Raw genomic sequence first — 14,457 nt, 5'->3', positions numbered from 1 at the left:
TGCTGCCCAGCATGAAGAACAGAAAAAATTGAACTTACCGTGTTAGAAAATTATCGGATTCGAAATTTATGTTACGCATTACTGATTTGTTTGCTCGCGTTGAAGAGAAAGAAATTCTTAAAGGTTTAAATTTGACCGTTAATCCCGGAGAAGTTCACGCCATTATGGGGCCAAATGGCGCGGGCAAAAGTACATTGGGCAATGTGTTGTCTGGCCGCGATGGTTATGAAGTGACTGGCGGCAGCGTCGATTTTAATGGCAAAGATTTATTTGAGCTGGAAATTGAAGAACGTGCGCGTGAAGGTTTGTTCTTGGCGTTCCAATATCCGGTAGAAATTCCCGGTGTAAGCAATATGGAATTCCTGAAGGCGGCGGTGGATGCAAAACGCAAACATCACGGACAAGCAGAGCTGTCAGCAGTTGAGTTTATGAAACTTGCGCGTGAGACAAGCAAGCGCGTAAGTCTTGATCAGGCATTTTTAAAACGTGGCGTGAATGAAGGCTTTTCCGGTGGTGAAAAGAAACGCAACGAAATTATGCAAATGATGTTGCTCGAACCGAGCCTGTGCATTCTCGACGAAACTGATTCGGGTTTGGATATTGATGCACTGCAAGTCGTTGCTAACGGTGTGAATGCTATGCGTTCAGCTGAGCGTAGTTTTATCGTAGTAACCCACTACCAACGTTTGCTGGATTACATCGTACCTGATTATGTGCATGTGCTTGCGAATGGACGAATTGTAAAAACCGGCGGTAAAGAATTGGCGCTGGAGCTGGAAGAAAAAGGCTACGCCTGGCTTGAAAACGAGGCTGTGTAAGCATGAGTGATTTTCAACACCAAGCTATACGTCTCACAACGCAGCAACAACCAGTGACCTGGTTGGAAAGCTTGCGCAATAAAGCAACTGATGAGTGGCTGGCGCAACCTTGGCCGACGCGCAAAACTGAGCATTGGAAATACACTCCTATGCAAGCTCTGCATAAGACTATTTTCCATACTTGGGGCGCAACGGCAAATCAAACTCTGGATAAGGATTTGGCGGAAGAGCTGATCCCATTAGATGCCCATCGGTTGGTGTTCATTAATGGCGTCTTTGATCCAGTGTATTCAAGCAAGTTGCCGGAATCCATTGTGCGTTTTTCTAACGCTAATGCTGACCAGCAAGCGCTGATCCAAGAGCATCTTGGAAATATTGTTGAGGGCGATAAGCATCTTTTTGCGACCCTGAATAATGCATGGTTGGATGACGGCATACTGGTGCATGTGCCACGCAATGTGCAATTGGATAAACCGGTTTACATTGTCAATGTCGTTACCGCAATGGCGGCTGTGAGTAACCAGCGTGTATTGATTGTGCTGGGTGAGAATTCGCGTGCTGATGTTGTTGAACATTATTTCTCACGCGATGAAGTGCAAAATGGTTTTGCCAACTCGCTAACGGAAGTGCATTTGGCTGATGGCGCTAACTTGCATCACTATCGTTTGAATCTTGAAGAAGAGCACGCGCAGCATATTGGCGCAGTGCATGTGGATTTACAGCGCAATGCCCGGTTTCGCGGATTCGCGTTGGCTCTGGGCTCCAGCTTGATGCGTGTTGATTATCAATTAAATCACCGCGGCCAAGGCGCAGAATTGGATTTGCAAGGTGTTTATCTGCCACGCAATCAGCAGGTCGTGGATTACCACACCAATGTGTGTCACTGGGTTCCGCATTGCACATCGAATGAAGTGTTTCGCGGGATTGTTGGTGATTCAGCCCAAGCTATTTTTAATGGGTGTATTTATATTCATCAAGATGCGCAGAAAACGCTGGCTGAACTTAGCAACAAAAATTTGTTGACCTCCAACAAGGCTGAGGTAAATACCAAGCCGGAATTGGAAATTTATGCTGACGACGTGAAGTGTGCTCATGGTGCAACCATCAGCCAGCTTAACAACAATGCCCGTTATTATCTGCAGAGTCGCGGTTTGTCACGTGCTGAAGCAGATGTGATGCTGAGTTTCGGGTTCATCAATGAGTTGTTAGAGCAAATTGCACAGCCGGTTGTGCACGATTATCTACAACCGCGTTTGGCCAAACTGTTCGGGCGCGACAATAGTTTGAATGATGCCAGTGCATTGGCGGAGTTGGCAGATGACTGAGTCTTTGGTGAGCGTTGGTGCTGTGAATTTTGATGTCGAAAAAATTCGCGCCGATTTCCCTATCTTGCATCAGCAAGTTAACGGTCAGCCATTGGTGTATCTCGATAACGCGGCGACTACGCAAAAGCCCAATGTAGTGATCGATGCAATCAGCGATTACTACCGCACTGACAACAGTAATGTACATCGCGGTGCTCATGCGCTGGCAGATCGCGCAACAGTAAAGTTTGAGGCGGCGCGTGAAAAAGTGGCTGCGTTTTTAAATGCGGCTTCAGCCAAGCAAATTATTTGGACTCGCGGCACTACGGAAAGCATTAATCTGGTTGCGGCCTCTTGGGGCAAAGCCAATTTGCAGCAGGGCGATCGTATCCTTGTATCGGCGATGGAGCATCATTCCAATATTGTGCCTTGGCAATTAGTGGCGCAAGCAACGGGTGCAACAGTTGAACCGATTCCGGTTGATAGTAATGGCAGTATCAATATTTCTGCATTCGAAAATATGCTGGATGCAAAAGTAAAAATGGTTTCTGTTGGTCATGTATCCAATGCGTTGGGAACCATCAATCCGGTAGAAAAAATAATTGGTTTGGCTCATGCCGTTGGTGCTCGTGTGTTGATTGATGGTGCACAAGCCGTTAGCCACTGGAATGTGGACGTGCAGAAACTGGACTGTGATTTTTATGTTTTTTCTGCGCACAAATTATTTGGCCCGACTGGATTGGGTGTGCTCTATGGGAAATTGGATTTGCTGAATGCGATGCCGCCATATCAAGGTGGCGGAGAGATGATTGAAACTGTTGCATTCTCGGGCACTACTTACAATCAGTTGCCTTACAAGTTTGAAGCTGGCACACCCGATATCGCCGGTGTAATTGGTTTTGGTGCTGCTATCGATTACTTAAACGCAATGGATCGTGTTGCTGCCTCGGCACATGAGCAAGCGTTACTAGAATATGCTGAAGAAAAAGCGCGCTCTACGTCGGGCTTGAAATTAGTGGGTGCTGCCACACATAAGGCATCGGTAATGAGTTTTTTATTAGAGGGCGCACATCCCGCAGATGTAGGTGTTTTGTTGGATAAACAAGGTGTTGCTGTCCGTACCGGTAATCATTGCGCGCAACCGATTATGGATCAGTTCGGTATTCCCGGAACTGTTCGCGCCAGTTTTAGTTTTTATAACACCTTTGATGAGGTGGATCGCTTGTTTGCCGCGATAGAAAAAGCGAAAACATTTTTACTCTGATGAGTAGTAGGTAATCCTGGAGACTGCTATGAGCATTGCATCATTTGATCCGCAGCAACCTGTGCAAGTAACTGCAACAGCCGCGGCGCATTTCAAGCGCCAATTGGGTTCAAGCAAAGATGCCAAAGCCGTTCGCTTGAGCGTTAAACAAAGTGGCTGCACTGGTTGGAAGTATGTCGTCGATTTGGTGGCAGAAGCTAAATCAGATGATTTGCATATGCAGCTAGGCGAAGGTGTTGAATTGCTGGTTGATGTTAATGCCTTGTCGGTCCTGAGTGGTACCGAGATTGATTATGTGACCGAAGGCGTTAACCGCGAGCTCAAGTTCAATAATCCACGCGCAAAAGAATACTGCGGTTGTGGCGAAAGTTTTAGCGTCAACTAATAGGGCGCTTGAGTAGAGAATTCATATGTCTGAAAGACGCATGGTGGTTGCCCAAGCGGATTGTCCTGCCCGGCGTGTACCGGATGGTTCGCCGCTAACAATCCCGGAAGGTACGTTCGTCACTATTACCCAAGCGCTGGGTGGTAATTACACCCTGACTTATCACGGCCAGATGGTTAGGGTAGATGGAACCGACGCCCATTTGTTGGGATTGGAGGCAGAGGTAATCAATTTCCCTGCTCCTGTTGATGACAAAATAGTAGAAGATCAGGTGTGGCAGGCGTTGGGCAGCGTTTTCGACCCTGAAATCCCGGTAGATCTGGTGAATTTGGGGCTTATTTACAGTGTGACGGTTGACCAGGCGGCACATCAAGTAGATATCCAGATGACATTGACTGCACCCGCTTGCGGCATGGGGCCGGTGCTGGTGGGCGATGTTGAATATCGGGTGCGCAAAGTGCCTAATGTCGAAAAGGTTAAGGTCGAGCTGGTGTTTGACCCTCCGTGGCAGCGCCATATGATGAGCGAAGAAGCACAACTACAAACCGGTATGTTTTACTGATCTACCTTGGATTGAGATTCACCAATGACCCAATTTGGTATAGATGTTAGTGTCGATGACATCATCGACAGTCTCGGTTTTTTTGACAACTGGGAAGAGCGTTATAAGTACATTATTGATCTTGGCAAAGAGCTTCCGGATATGAGTCCGGCATTGCGTACCGAGGAATATCTGGTGCGCGGTTGTCAAAGTCAGGTATGGCTGGTCGATGAATGGCGCGATGGGAAGCTGTTCTTTCAAGCCGATAGCGATGCGTTTATCGTAAAGGGGTTATTAGGTGTGGTGTTGGCTGCATTCAATGGCAAGACTCCGGGTGAAATCCTTGCGTTTGATATCGATGCCTATTTTGCCCAGCTGGATTTGCTCCAGCACTTGAGCTCCACCCGTGGTAATGGCCTGAAAGCCATGGTTAAGCGGATTCAGGACAGGGCATCGCGCGCCAATTAAACCGATTCCTATTTTGTCTGCCAGCGGTGGCTTGATCCATAGCTGATTTTGTTTATTTATCAAATAGCTAGGATATAAAAATAATGTAAACCCGCGTATAATTCGCGGGTTTTGTATTTTGTAGGCCTTGATTCCGCAGATGGCGTGATAAATGGCGTACAGTAACCAAGAAATCGAGTGCGGAGTGTCCCATGGCTGTTGAACAAACTTTATCCATTATCAAACCTGATGCAGTAAGTAAGAATCATATCGGTGAAATCGTCGCTCGCTTTGAAAAAGCGGGTCTTAAGATTGTCGCTCAGCGCATGCTGTTGTTGAGTCGCGCCCAAGCTGAAGGGTTTTACGCAGAGCACAAAGGTCGCCCGTTTTTTGATGGTCTGGTTAATTTCATGACGTCAGGACCAGTGGTGGTGCAAGTGCTTTCTGGTGAAAACGCCATTTTGTTGAACCGTGAGCTTATGGGCGCTACTGACCCAGCTAAAGCTGCACCGGGTACTATCCGTGCCGATTTCGCAGCAGCAATCGATGCTAACGCGGTGCACGGCTCAGACTCTCCTGTGTCTGCTGCACGCGAAGTAGCTTACTTCTTCGCCAGTAATGAAGTTGTTATTCGTTAATCCTGATTTAATTTTTTGTATTCCAACGTGTTCATAGGTATGAGCCATGACTGAAGTATCCAGTTCCACTTCTCCCGTAATTGCGGAGGCTGCAGAGGGCTCTGCCAAAATGAACCTGTTGGGCTTGTCAGAAGCCAAATTGGTCGCTTTTTTTGAATCTATTGGCGAGAAAAAATTTCGCGCTATTCAGGTTATGAAATGGATTCACCAGCTTGGCGCTGACAACTTTGATGACATGACCAACGTCAGCAAAGATCTCCGCGCAAAACTAAAAAATATTGCCGAAATTCGTCTTCCTGAAGTTGTACAACAATTTGATTCAACCGATGGGACACGCAAATTTTTGATTCGCGTTAGCGGCGGCAATGTTATCGAAACTGTTTATATTCCTGATGGTGATCGCGGCACTTTGTGTGTGTCATCGCAGGTTGGTTGTTCGTTGGATTGCAGTTTTTGTGCTACCGGAAAACAAGGCTTCAACCGCGATTTAACGGCTGCTGAAATTATCGGCCAAGTATGGATCGCAGCAAAATCATTTGGCCAGCTTCAGGCCAATGGTCCACGCAGTGTGACCAATGTAGTAATGATGGGCATGGGCGAGCCCCTGCTTAATTTTGATAATGTTGTCGATTCAATGAATCTGATGATGCATGACAATGCCTACGGAATATCAAAGCGTCGCGTGACCTTGAGTACATCAGGTGTTGTCCCACAATTGGATCGCTTGAGCCAATACACTGATGCTTGTCTTGCGATATCACTGCATGCACCCAATGATGAGTTACGCAACGAATTGGTTCCTATCAATCGTAAATATCCCATCGCGATGTTGCTGGATTCCGCCAAGCGCTACATTGAAGCTATGCCGGATACCCATCGCAAAATCACTATCGAATATACATTGATCGATCAAGTGAATGATCGCCCGCATCATGCTCATCAATTAGCGGAACTCCTGCGCGATGTTCCGGTCAAGATCAACTTAATTCCATTTAACCCATTTAATTTGTCGAACTACAAGCGCGTAAGCAATAACGCGTTACGTAAATTCCAAGACATTTTGATGGAGGCTGGTTACATCACAACCGTTCGTACTACCCGCGGCGATGATATTGATGCTGCCTGCGGTCAATTGGCTGGTCAGGTCAATGATCTCACCCGTCGCAGCGAACGTTACCGAGCAAAATTTGATGAGCTTCAAGCAGTAAAAATTGTTAATCAATAATCTCAAATGCAATGGTGTCAGTAATGAAAATGAATAATTTTATAAGATTGCTGAAATTAGCGTTGGTATCTGTTGTTACTGTGACATTGCTTGCTGGATGTGCTTCATCAGGTAAAACCGGAAAAGCTAACCGTCAAGTAGATAAAACAAAATCATTAGAGCTGCACATCAAGTTGGCGCAAGGATATATTGATAAAGGGAATCGTGAATCTGCTCGTCACCATTTGCGCAAGGCAGCAGAGATTAGTAGTAATTCGCCTGATGCGACCGAGGCAATGGCAAGGCTTTATCAGCTGGAGGGTGAATCTGTTCTGGCCGAGGAAACGTTTAAAAAAGCAATCAAGCAAAAAAAGAATTTTACCCTCGCTAATAATAACTATGGAGTGTTTTTATTCGGCGCTAAGCGTTACGAAGAGGCGTTAAAACAATTTGAGTTGGCTGCATCTGATCTTGACTACGATGGTAGAGCTTCAGCTTTAGTGAATGTGGGGCGTACTGCATTGTTGCTTGGAAAAAATGAGCGAGCCAAGGCGGCTTTTGAGCATGCTTCGGTGTTGGATCGTGGGATTCCTGATCCGCATATTGAACTGGCCGAAATTGCTTTTCAAAAACAAGAATATGCCGATGCAAAAAAACATCTCGATCGCTACCAGGCGCTAGGGCAGCAATCCCCAAAAGCTTTGTTGCTTGGTATTCGATTGGAGCGAATATTTGGTAACAAGGATAAAGAAGCCAGTTATTTGTTGGTGTTGAAAAATCGCTTTCCGTACTCCAAAGAATATTTGGAATACAAGCAAACAATGATGTAAGTAATGATTAGATAGACGAGTATTTGATGTTTTCTGATGATGATAAAAAGCCGCTAGACGATAATCGTTTTCGCGAACTTTCTCCGGGTAAATTATTAATCTGGGCGAGGGAGCGTGCAGGTCTGAATCAGGAGCAGGTTGCAAAAGAATTGTATATGACACTGACTAAAGTGCGCGCACTTGAGTCGGATGATTATCGCCATATGGGATCGGATACATTCACCCGGGGTTATCTGCGTTCATATGCCACATTGGTAAAGCTTGATGTTGCGCAGATATTAGCGGCATATGATCGCCATGCTCAAATGCATGGTCTTGTTGAGCAGGTTTTACCGCAGCGTGTAGAGTCCGCTAATAAACCTCTTTGGCAATTTATCGTTTTAGTTCTAGTCGCGTTATTGGTTTTGTGGCTGGTTTCAATCTGGTTTTTTGATAACCGCCAACAGCAAACTTATGATCGACCTGCTGCGGCAGCAGTTTCTCCTGCGATTACCTCATTGGATATTCCGGTTGTTACCGATTTGAGTTCGAGTCAATCATCTGTGAGTGATTCTGCTGTATCAACAGCAGCTACTACTGAAGCGGCTGTTGCGCCAGAGATGTTACAAGGTGCCAGCTCAGTGAGTCCAATCCAAGCCAATAGTAGTATTTCCTCCAGCGCCGGATCAGTGCAAACACAATCAATGGTTCAGCAGCCCAATATTAATAGCTTGGATAAGATTACGCTTAGTTTTGCACAAGAGTGCTGGCTCGAAGTGAGTGATGCAAATGGAGATGCCTTAATTTCGGATTTGCAATCGAGTGGTTCTAGCATAACGCTTCAGGGGAAGGCACCTTTTGATGTGATACTTGGCAATGCCTCCGCCGCAAAAATTGAATTGAATGGTGATGATGTGACATTTGTCCCTGCATCGGGGACAAAGGTTCTGCGATTGAAAGTGAGTAATACCACTCGCAACTAAATCTCGTAAAAATTGATCAGGAATATATATGCATTGCGAGTCCCCAATAAAGCGTCGTAAATCTCGCCAAATTATGGTGGGTAATGTGCCTGTCGGAGGCGATGCACCAATTTCAGTGCAGAGTATGACTAACACTGAAACGACTGATGTGGAAGCAACCGTCGGTCAGATTCGCCGTATTCAAGCTGCAGGCGCAGATATTATTCGTGTTTCTGTACCCAGTATGGAAGCAGCTGAAGCCTTCGGTGAAATTCGCAAGCAAGTGAGCATCCCATTGGTTGCTGATATTCATTTTGACTATCGCATTGCGCTGCGTGTGGCTGATTTGGGTGTAGATTGTTTGCGGATTAATCCGGGTAATATCGGGCGTGAAAAACGCATTGTAGCTGTAGTGGATAAAGCGCGTGATCTAAACATCCCAATTCGTATTGGTGTTAACGCTGGCTCGCTTGAAAAGGATTTGCAAAAAAAATATGGCGAGCCAACACCGGATGCCTTGGTGGAGTCAGCGTTGCGCCACGTTGAGATTTTGGATTCATTAAATTTCCAAAATTTTAAAGTCAGCGTAAAAGCGTCTGATGTTTTTATGGCGGTTGAGGCTTATCGCAAGCTTGCCAAATTGATTGATCAACCACTGCATTTGGGGATAACCGAGGCGGGTGGTTTGCGTTCGGGTACAGTGAAATCCTCGATTGGCTTGGGTGCGCTTTTGATGGATGGTATCGGCGACACTATTCGTGTGTCGCTCGCTGCGGATCCAGTTGAAGAGATTAAAGTAGGTTGGGATATGCTGCGCAGTTTGCGTTTGCGTAGCAAGGGCGTGAATTTTATTGCCTGCCCAAGTTGTTCGCGCCAAAACTTTGATGTGATCAAGACGATGAATGATCTTGAGCAGCGCGTAGAAGACATCACCGTTCCGCTGGATGTTGCCGTTATTGGCTGTGTAGTGAATGGTCCAGGTGAGGCGAAAGAGGCTGATTTGGGCCTTGCTGGCGGCACGCCCAGTAATTTGATTTACATTGATGGTGAGCCAAACCAGAAGTTAACCAACGAAAATCTGGTTGATAGTCTTGAGCGTTTAATTCGTGCAAAAGCAGCGCAAAAACAAGCGCAGATGGATGCTGATGCAAAAAACATTATTGCTAAAGCGTAACTGCTTTTTAGTTTGTAACAGTTAAGGTTTGAAATTGAAAAAAATCCAGGCGATTCGCGGCATGAATGATCTGCTACCGGCAGATTCTCCGTTATGGCAATACGTTGAAGGTGTCGTTACCGATATTTTGGCTCGTTATGGCTATCAGGAAATTCGTTTTCCGATTGTTGAGTCAACCGAGTTATTCAAGCGCTCGATTGGTGAAGTCACTGATATTGTCGAAAAAGAGATGTACACCTTCGAGGATCGCAATGGTGACAGTCTGACATTGCGCCCTGAAGGGACAGCTTGTTGCGTTCGTGCCTGTGAAGAAAATGGTTTGCTTTACAATCAAACCCAGCGCTTGTGGTATATGGGGCCAATGTTTCGCCATGAGCGCCCGCAAAAAGGCCGCTATCGTCAGTTTCACCAGATTGGTGTTGAGACGTTTGGTATCCAGGGGCCGGATATTGATGCTGAAGTATTGGTATTGAGTGCGCGCATCTTGCGCGAGCTTGGTGTTGCTGATCATGTTCAACTGCAAATCAACTCATTGGGCAGCGCTGATGCACGTCTGGCCTATAAAAATGCGCTCGTCGCATATCTGAGTAATGTGCAAGACCAGTTGGATGAGGATAGTAAGCGTCGTCTTTCTACCAACCCCATGCGTATTCTCGATTCCAAAGATGCGAACACCCAGGCTTTGCTTAATGGTGCGCCAGTGCTACTTGACTATTTGGATGAAGAGTCGCGCGCGCATTTCGAAGGATTAAAGTCGTTGCTTGATGCGGCGGGTATCCGCTATGTGGTTAATTCGCGCTTGGTGCGCGGGCTCGATTATTATGGTAAAACGGCGTTCGAATGGGTGACCGATAAGTTAGGTGCCCAGAGCACAGTTTGTGCTGGCGGACGTTACGATGGTTTGGTGGAGCAGTTGGGTGGAAAATCGACCCCTGCTGTTGGGTTTGGTATAGGTCTTGAGCGTCTTGTTTTACTGTTACAAGCCGCAGAAGTCGTACCTGAAGGTCTGGATCAGCAGGCTGACATTTACCTGGTTGCTGTGGGGGATGTTCAATCTACAGCAATGCAGCTTGCTGAAAGAATCCGCGATGAGTTGCCATTTGTTCGTTTGTTGACCAATTGTGGCGGTGGTAATTTTAAAAACCAATTGAAAAAAGCCGACAAAAGTGGCGCTGATATCGCACTGATTCTGGGTGAGGATGAAGCACAAGCTGGCAAGGTAACTATTAAATTTTTGCGCGAAGAAATTGAGCAGCAAACGCTCACTTTTGATGATGCGATTGCTTATCTCTTTCAGCTTGAGTAAAGCAATTGGTCGAGTAAAAAAATAACGTTTTAAAAATCATTTAATTTTTGCGCATTGCGCTAAGGTCATTAGGAGCCAATTGTGAGCGTACATCTTTCAGAAGAAGAACAAATTGAATCATTAAAGCGCTGGTGGAAGGACTACGGTAAAACTGTAGTCATTGCGGTAGTGATTGCGGTGGTTGGCTATTTTGGTTTTACGACCTGGCAGGATCAAAAGCGTCAAAAAGCAGAGAATGCATCAGAGGTTTATGAGCAGTTGCTCAAGCTTGCTAATGCTGAGCCGGGTAAAACATTGAGCGATTCAGATAAAGCGACTATCACTCATCTTGCCGGTGAATTAAAAGATGCCAATAGACATAGTATGTACGCACACAGTGCTGCATTTTTCCTTGCGAAACTGGCTGTAGATGACAATAAATTGGATGTGGCGGCGACTGAACTTAAATGGGTTTTGTCTGCCAAACCCGAAGCCGCTACTGAGCAGCTTGCTCGCTTGCGTCTTGCGCGCGTGTTAACTGCTCAAAAAGCATACGCCGATGCGTTGGCACAATTGTCTCCAGAGCCAGCTGCTGCATTTACTGCAGAATACGCAGAGGCTCGCGGTGATATTCTCAAATTACAAGGTGATCTGGATGCAGCGCGTACTGCCTACGAAAAGGCGTTAGCAGCAACCGATTCTCAACAACAAGAGCGTTTCATGTTATTGCAAATGAAAGTAGATGATCTGAAAGTAGATGCTTCACCTGCAGTTGCTGCTGGGGAGAAGGCTCAATGATGCAAGTCTCTGTGAGGCACCTGAGCTGGCTGGTATTGCTTTGTGCATTCGCTATGTCTGGCTGTTCCTGGTTTAGTAAAAAAACAGGTAATGAGCCAATGGAACTTGTCGACTTCAAGGAGACTCTTGATCTCGATAAAGTGTGGAGTCGTGGCATAGGTGATGGTCAAAACAAAGGGTTTAGTAGTCTCACTCCTGCATTGGATGGCGATGCTATTTATGCAGTGGATTATAAAGGTCTGGTTGTTGCCCTTGATAACAAGACCGGAAAAAAATTGTGGACACGTAAAGTTAATAAAGAACAGCAAGGTCTCTGGACTTGGCTGAAGAGCTTTTTCGTTGCGACGGATCCTAACCGTCAAATTGTTGGTGGGATTGCAGCAGAAAATGGTCTGCTATTGGTAGCTACTTATGCCGGTGAAGTCATGGCGTTGTCTAAAGACACTGGCGATGAGCTTTGGCGTAAGCAGCTTCCCGGTGAGGTTGTTTCTGCCCCGCGCACTAATGGTAGTGTTGTTGCTGCACAGACGGTAAATGGTAAATTGTTTACGTTGGATGCCAAAACCGGCGAACAGCTTTGGTTTTATGATAATCCTCCGCCAGTACTCACTTTGCGTGGAACTCCCTCTCCGATTGTTACCGACACTGCAATTTATGCCGGTTTCTCCAATGGTCGTATGATGGCATTCAATCCTGCCAATGGTTTGATTCTGTGGGAGCAGCGTATTGCTTCGCCAAAAGGCCGTTCCGAATTGGAGCGTATGGTTGATATCCATGCAAGCCCGATCATTAAAGATGGTGTAATTTACGTGGGCACTTACCAAGGCCGCATTAGTGCGTTGGCGCGTGGAACTGGCAGCCCTCTTTGGGGTGTGGATGGTTCTACTAGTGAGAGTATTGCTGTTTCCACTGACAGGCTCTTCGTTGCCCATGCCGATGGTAAGTTGGTGGCTTATAGCTCAGCGACAGGCGAACAACTCTGGAGTAACGAGCAAATGTTGCGTCGTATGCTGAATGGCCCGCAGGTATTTGGTGATTACGTTGCTGTTGTTGATTTTGAAGGCTATATGCACGTAGTTAACCAAAGTGACGGTGAATTTGTTGCGCGTACCAGAGTTGATAGAAAGGGCGCACGTGCTCCGATGTTGACTGATGGTGAGATCCTGTACGTATACACCAATCGTGGGAAGCTGATTGCCTTTCAGGCAGAAAAGGATAAATAGTTTCCACGCTTTCCCGCTACAATAACCAGCCGCTTGAGTTTGCCTTAAATTAATAAGGTAAAATCTACAGCGGCTGGTTTTGTTTTTGGCGCATTGAATTTATGCGGCTATTCATGTCGCATTACCAAAATGATTTTTTTATCCAAATTGATATTTCTATGATAATCCCAGTAATAGCACTTGTTGGCCGTCCAAATGTGGGTAAATCCACTCTTTTTAACCGCCTTACTCAGTCGCGTGACGCACTTGTGGCTGACTATCCCGGCCTTACTCGTGATCGTAAATATGGCGAGGGTGTGCTGGAGAATCGCCGCTTTATCGTAATTGATACTGGTGGTATCAGCGGTGAGGAAGAGGGGATTGATAGCATGATGGCTGGCCAGTCGCTGCTGGCAGTTCAAGAAGCCGACATAGTGTTATTTATTGTGGATAGTCGTGCGGGTTTGAACCCTGCCGATGAGTTGATTGCCAAGCATTTGCGGGTCAATAACAAAAAGACCTATCTGGTTGCCAATAAAATTGATGGTATGGACCCGGATATCGCCTTAGCGCCTTTCTATGAATTGGGGCTTGGCGAGGTGCATCCAACAACCGCCAGCCATGGACGTGGTGTCAGGTCGCTCATGGAAGAAGTGCTCGCAGATATTCCCGAACTACCTGAGGACTATCAGGCTGATGAGGCTACCGGGATCAAAATTGCGATTGTTGGCCGGCCAAATGTTGGCAAGTCTACCCTTGTTAATCGTTTGCTGGGTGAAGAGCGAGTAGTTGTCTATGATGAGCCTGGCACCACACGCGATAGCACTTACATTAACTACACCCGATTTGATAAACCTTACACGCTGATTGATACCGCTGGTGTTCGCCGCCGTAAAAATATCGATTTAATGGTGGAAAAGTTTTCCATCGTTAAAACCATGCAGGCAATTGCTGATGCCAACGTTGTGGTATTGGTGATGGATGCCAGTGAAGGTGTTGTTGAGCAGGATCTGCATTTGATGGGCACAACCATCGAAGCAGGGCGGGCACTGGTTATCGCATTGAATAAATGGGATGGTCTTGATGACGCACACAAACAATATGTTAAGAGTGAAATAGAGCGGCGCCTGCGCTTTGTGGATTTTGCCACCATTCACTTTATTTCTGCCTTACATGGAACTGGAGTTGGCAATCTGTATAAATCGATTGAATTGGCTTATCAATCGGCGACGGATAAGTTCAGTACCAACTTCCTTACGCGCATCCTGCAAGATGCAGTGCGTGAACATCAGCCTCCGATGATTCAGGGGCGTCGTATCAAGTTACGCTATGCGCACCCGGGTGGTCACAATCCACCGATCATCGTCATTCACGGCAATCAAACTAATGATGTTCCCAGTCATTACACTAAATATCTTGAAAAGACTTTTCGTCGTGTGCTCGATTTGCACGGAACCCCGATAAAAATCGAATTCCGTAATAATGAAAACCCTTATTCTGAACGCAAAAGCAAGATGACCCAGCGACAGCTGGTTGATATGCGTCGTAAGGCAGAGCGTGATAAAAACCGGAATCGCCCCAAATAATAGATCATTGAGTTGCACCTCAATGGGGCGAAATGTTGTT

At 46.3% G+C, this 14,457-nt stretch carries 15 protein-coding genes; all 15 read left to right on the top strand.

The window, feature by feature from the left end; genetic code table 11:
- The first annotated feature begins 77 nt into the window (after positions 1–77).
- The 15 genes from sufC (at position 78) to der (ending at position 14,417) form a co-directional block, all read left to right on the top strand.
- Complete coding sequence (gene sufC, locus AAGC78_RS03990; protein WP_435782890.1) at positions 78–818, top strand: Fe-S cluster assembly ATPase SufC; 741 nt, start codon at positions 78–80, stop codon at positions 816–818.
- Between the two features lie 2 nt (positions 819–820).
- Positions 821–2,143, top strand: a complete 1,323-nt coding sequence (gene sufD, locus AAGC78_RS03985; RefSeq protein WP_435782743.1) for a Fe-S cluster assembly protein SufD — start codon at positions 821–823, stop codon at positions 2,141–2,143.
- Positions 2,136–3,386 carry a SufS family cysteine desulfurase gene (locus AAGC78_RS03980; RefSeq protein ID WP_435782742.1) on the top strand — a complete coding sequence of 417 codons (1,251 nt, stop codon included), beginning with the start codon at positions 2,136–2,138 and terminating at the stop codon, positions 3,384–3,386. Before sufD ends, AAGC78_RS03980 begins: the two co-directional genes overlap by 8 nt.
- Before the next feature lie 28 nt (positions 3,387–3,414).
- Positions 3,415–3,771, top strand: a complete 357-nt coding sequence (locus AAGC78_RS03975) for a HesB/IscA family protein (protein WP_435782741.1) — start codon at positions 3,415–3,417, stop codon at positions 3,769–3,771.
- Between the two features lie 25 nt (positions 3,772–3,796).
- Complete coding sequence (sufT, locus tag AAGC78_RS03970; protein ID WP_435782740.1) at positions 3,797–4,333, top strand: putative Fe-S cluster assembly protein SufT; 537 nt, start codon at positions 3,797–3,799, stop codon at positions 4,331–4,333.
- A 24-nt stretch (positions 4,334–4,357) separates the two neighbouring features.
- Positions 4,358–4,780 (top strand): SufE family protein, encoded by a 423-nt coding sequence (locus tag AAGC78_RS03965; protein WP_435782739.1) that lies wholly within the window; start codon positions 4,358–4,360, stop codon positions 4,778–4,780.
- Between the two features lie 191 nt (positions 4,781–4,971).
- A complete protein-coding gene (ndk, locus tag AAGC78_RS03960) occupies positions 4,972–5,397 on the top strand; it encodes a nucleoside-diphosphate kinase (RefSeq protein ID WP_435782738.1) in 426 nt (141 codons plus the stop codon).
- A gap of 46 nt (positions 5,398–5,443) precedes the next feature.
- A complete protein-coding gene (rlmN, locus tag AAGC78_RS03955) occupies positions 5,444–6,622 on the top strand; it encodes a 23S rRNA (adenine(2503)-C(2))-methyltransferase RlmN (RefSeq protein ID WP_435782737.1) in 1,179 nt (392 codons plus the stop codon).
- A 23-nt stretch (positions 6,623–6,645) separates the two neighbouring features.
- Positions 6,646–7,431: a type IV pilus biogenesis/stability protein PilW gene (gene pilW / locus AAGC78_RS03950; RefSeq protein ID WP_435782736.1), complete on the top strand. Its 786-nt coding sequence runs from the start codon at positions 6,646–6,648 to the stop codon at positions 7,429–7,431.
- 26 nt (positions 7,432–7,457) lie between these two features.
- On the top strand, positions 7,458–8,393 hold the full coding sequence (locus tag AAGC78_RS03945) for a RodZ domain-containing protein (protein ID WP_435782735.1): 936 nt from the start codon (positions 7,458–7,460) through the stop codon (positions 8,391–8,393).
- Between the two features lie 28 nt (positions 8,394–8,421).
- Positions 8,422–9,546, top strand: a complete 1,125-nt coding sequence (gene ispG, locus AAGC78_RS03940; RefSeq protein WP_435782734.1) for a flavodoxin-dependent (E)-4-hydroxy-3-methylbut-2-enyl-diphosphate synthase — start codon at positions 8,422–8,424, stop codon at positions 9,544–9,546.
- Positions 9,547–9,580: 34 nt separating this feature from the next.
- On the top strand, positions 9,581–10,852 hold the full coding sequence (gene hisS / locus AAGC78_RS03935) for a histidine--tRNA ligase (protein ID WP_435782733.1): 1,272 nt from the start codon (positions 9,581–9,583) through the stop codon (positions 10,850–10,852).
- Between the two features lie 81 nt (positions 10,853–10,933).
- Positions 10,934–11,629, top strand: coding sequence for a YfgM family protein (locus AAGC78_RS03930; protein WP_435782732.1), 696 nt, complete (start codon positions 10,934–10,936; stop codon positions 11,627–11,629).
- The gene (bamB, locus tag AAGC78_RS03925) at positions 11,626–12,852 is read left to right on the top strand and encodes an outer membrane protein assembly factor BamB (protein WP_435782731.1); all 1,227 of its coding nucleotides are present in this window, start codon (positions 11,626–11,628) and stop codon (positions 12,850–12,852) included. Before AAGC78_RS03930 ends, bamB begins: the two co-directional genes overlap by 4 nt.
- Positions 12,853–13,013: 161 nt before the next feature.
- Complete coding sequence (gene der / locus AAGC78_RS03920; protein WP_435782889.1) at positions 13,014–14,417, top strand: ribosome biogenesis GTPase Der; 1,404 nt, start codon at positions 13,014–13,016, stop codon at positions 14,415–14,417.
- Positions 14,418–14,457: the final 40 nt, after the last annotated feature.

Source organism: Cellvibrio sp., from assembly GCF_039207905.1.
Taxonomy (GTDB): domain Bacteria; phylum Pseudomonadota; class Gammaproteobacteria; order Pseudomonadales; family Cellvibrionaceae; genus Cellvibrio.
Note: the sequence above shows the minus strand (reverse complement) of the source record. Positions and strands in the feature narration are given on the sequence as shown.

Bases quoted from the DNA above. Each gene is read 5' to 3' on its own strand.
- sufD (WP_435782743.1), top strand. From the start codon at position 821: ATGAGTGATTTTCAACACCAAGCTATACGTCTCACAACGCAGCAACAA.
- AAGC78_RS03980 (WP_435782742.1), top strand. From the start codon at position 2,136: ATGACTGAGTCTTTGGTGAGCGTTGGTGCTGTGAATTTTGATGTCGAA.
- AAGC78_RS03975 (WP_435782741.1), top strand. From the start codon at position 3,415: ATGAGCATTGCATCATTTGATCCGCAGCAACCTGTGCAAGTAACTGCA.
- sufT (WP_435782740.1), top strand. From the start codon at position 3,797: ATGTCTGAAAGACGCATGGTGGTTGCCCAAGCGGATTGTCCTGCCCGG.
- AAGC78_RS03965 (WP_435782739.1), top strand. From the start codon at position 4,358: ATGACCCAATTTGGTATAGATGTTAGTGTCGATGACATCATCGACAGT.
- ndk (WP_435782738.1), top strand. From the start codon at position 4,972: ATGGCTGTTGAACAAACTTTATCCATTATCAAACCTGATGCAGTAAGT.
- rlmN (WP_435782737.1), top strand. From the start codon at position 5,444: ATGACTGAAGTATCCAGTTCCACTTCTCCCGTAATTGCGGAGGCTGCA.
- pilW (WP_435782736.1), top strand. From the start codon at position 6,646: ATGAAAATGAATAATTTTATAAGATTGCTGAAATTAGCGTTGGTATCT.
- AAGC78_RS03945 (WP_435782735.1), top strand. From the start codon at position 7,458: ATGTTTTCTGATGATGATAAAAAGCCGCTAGACGATAATCGTTTTCGC.
- ispG (WP_435782734.1), top strand. From the start codon at position 8,422: ATGCATTGCGAGTCCCCAATAAAGCGTCGTAAATCTCGCCAAATTATG.
- bamB (WP_435782731.1), top strand. From the start codon at position 11,626: ATGATGCAAGTCTCTGTGAGGCACCTGAGCTGGCTGGTATTGCTTTGT.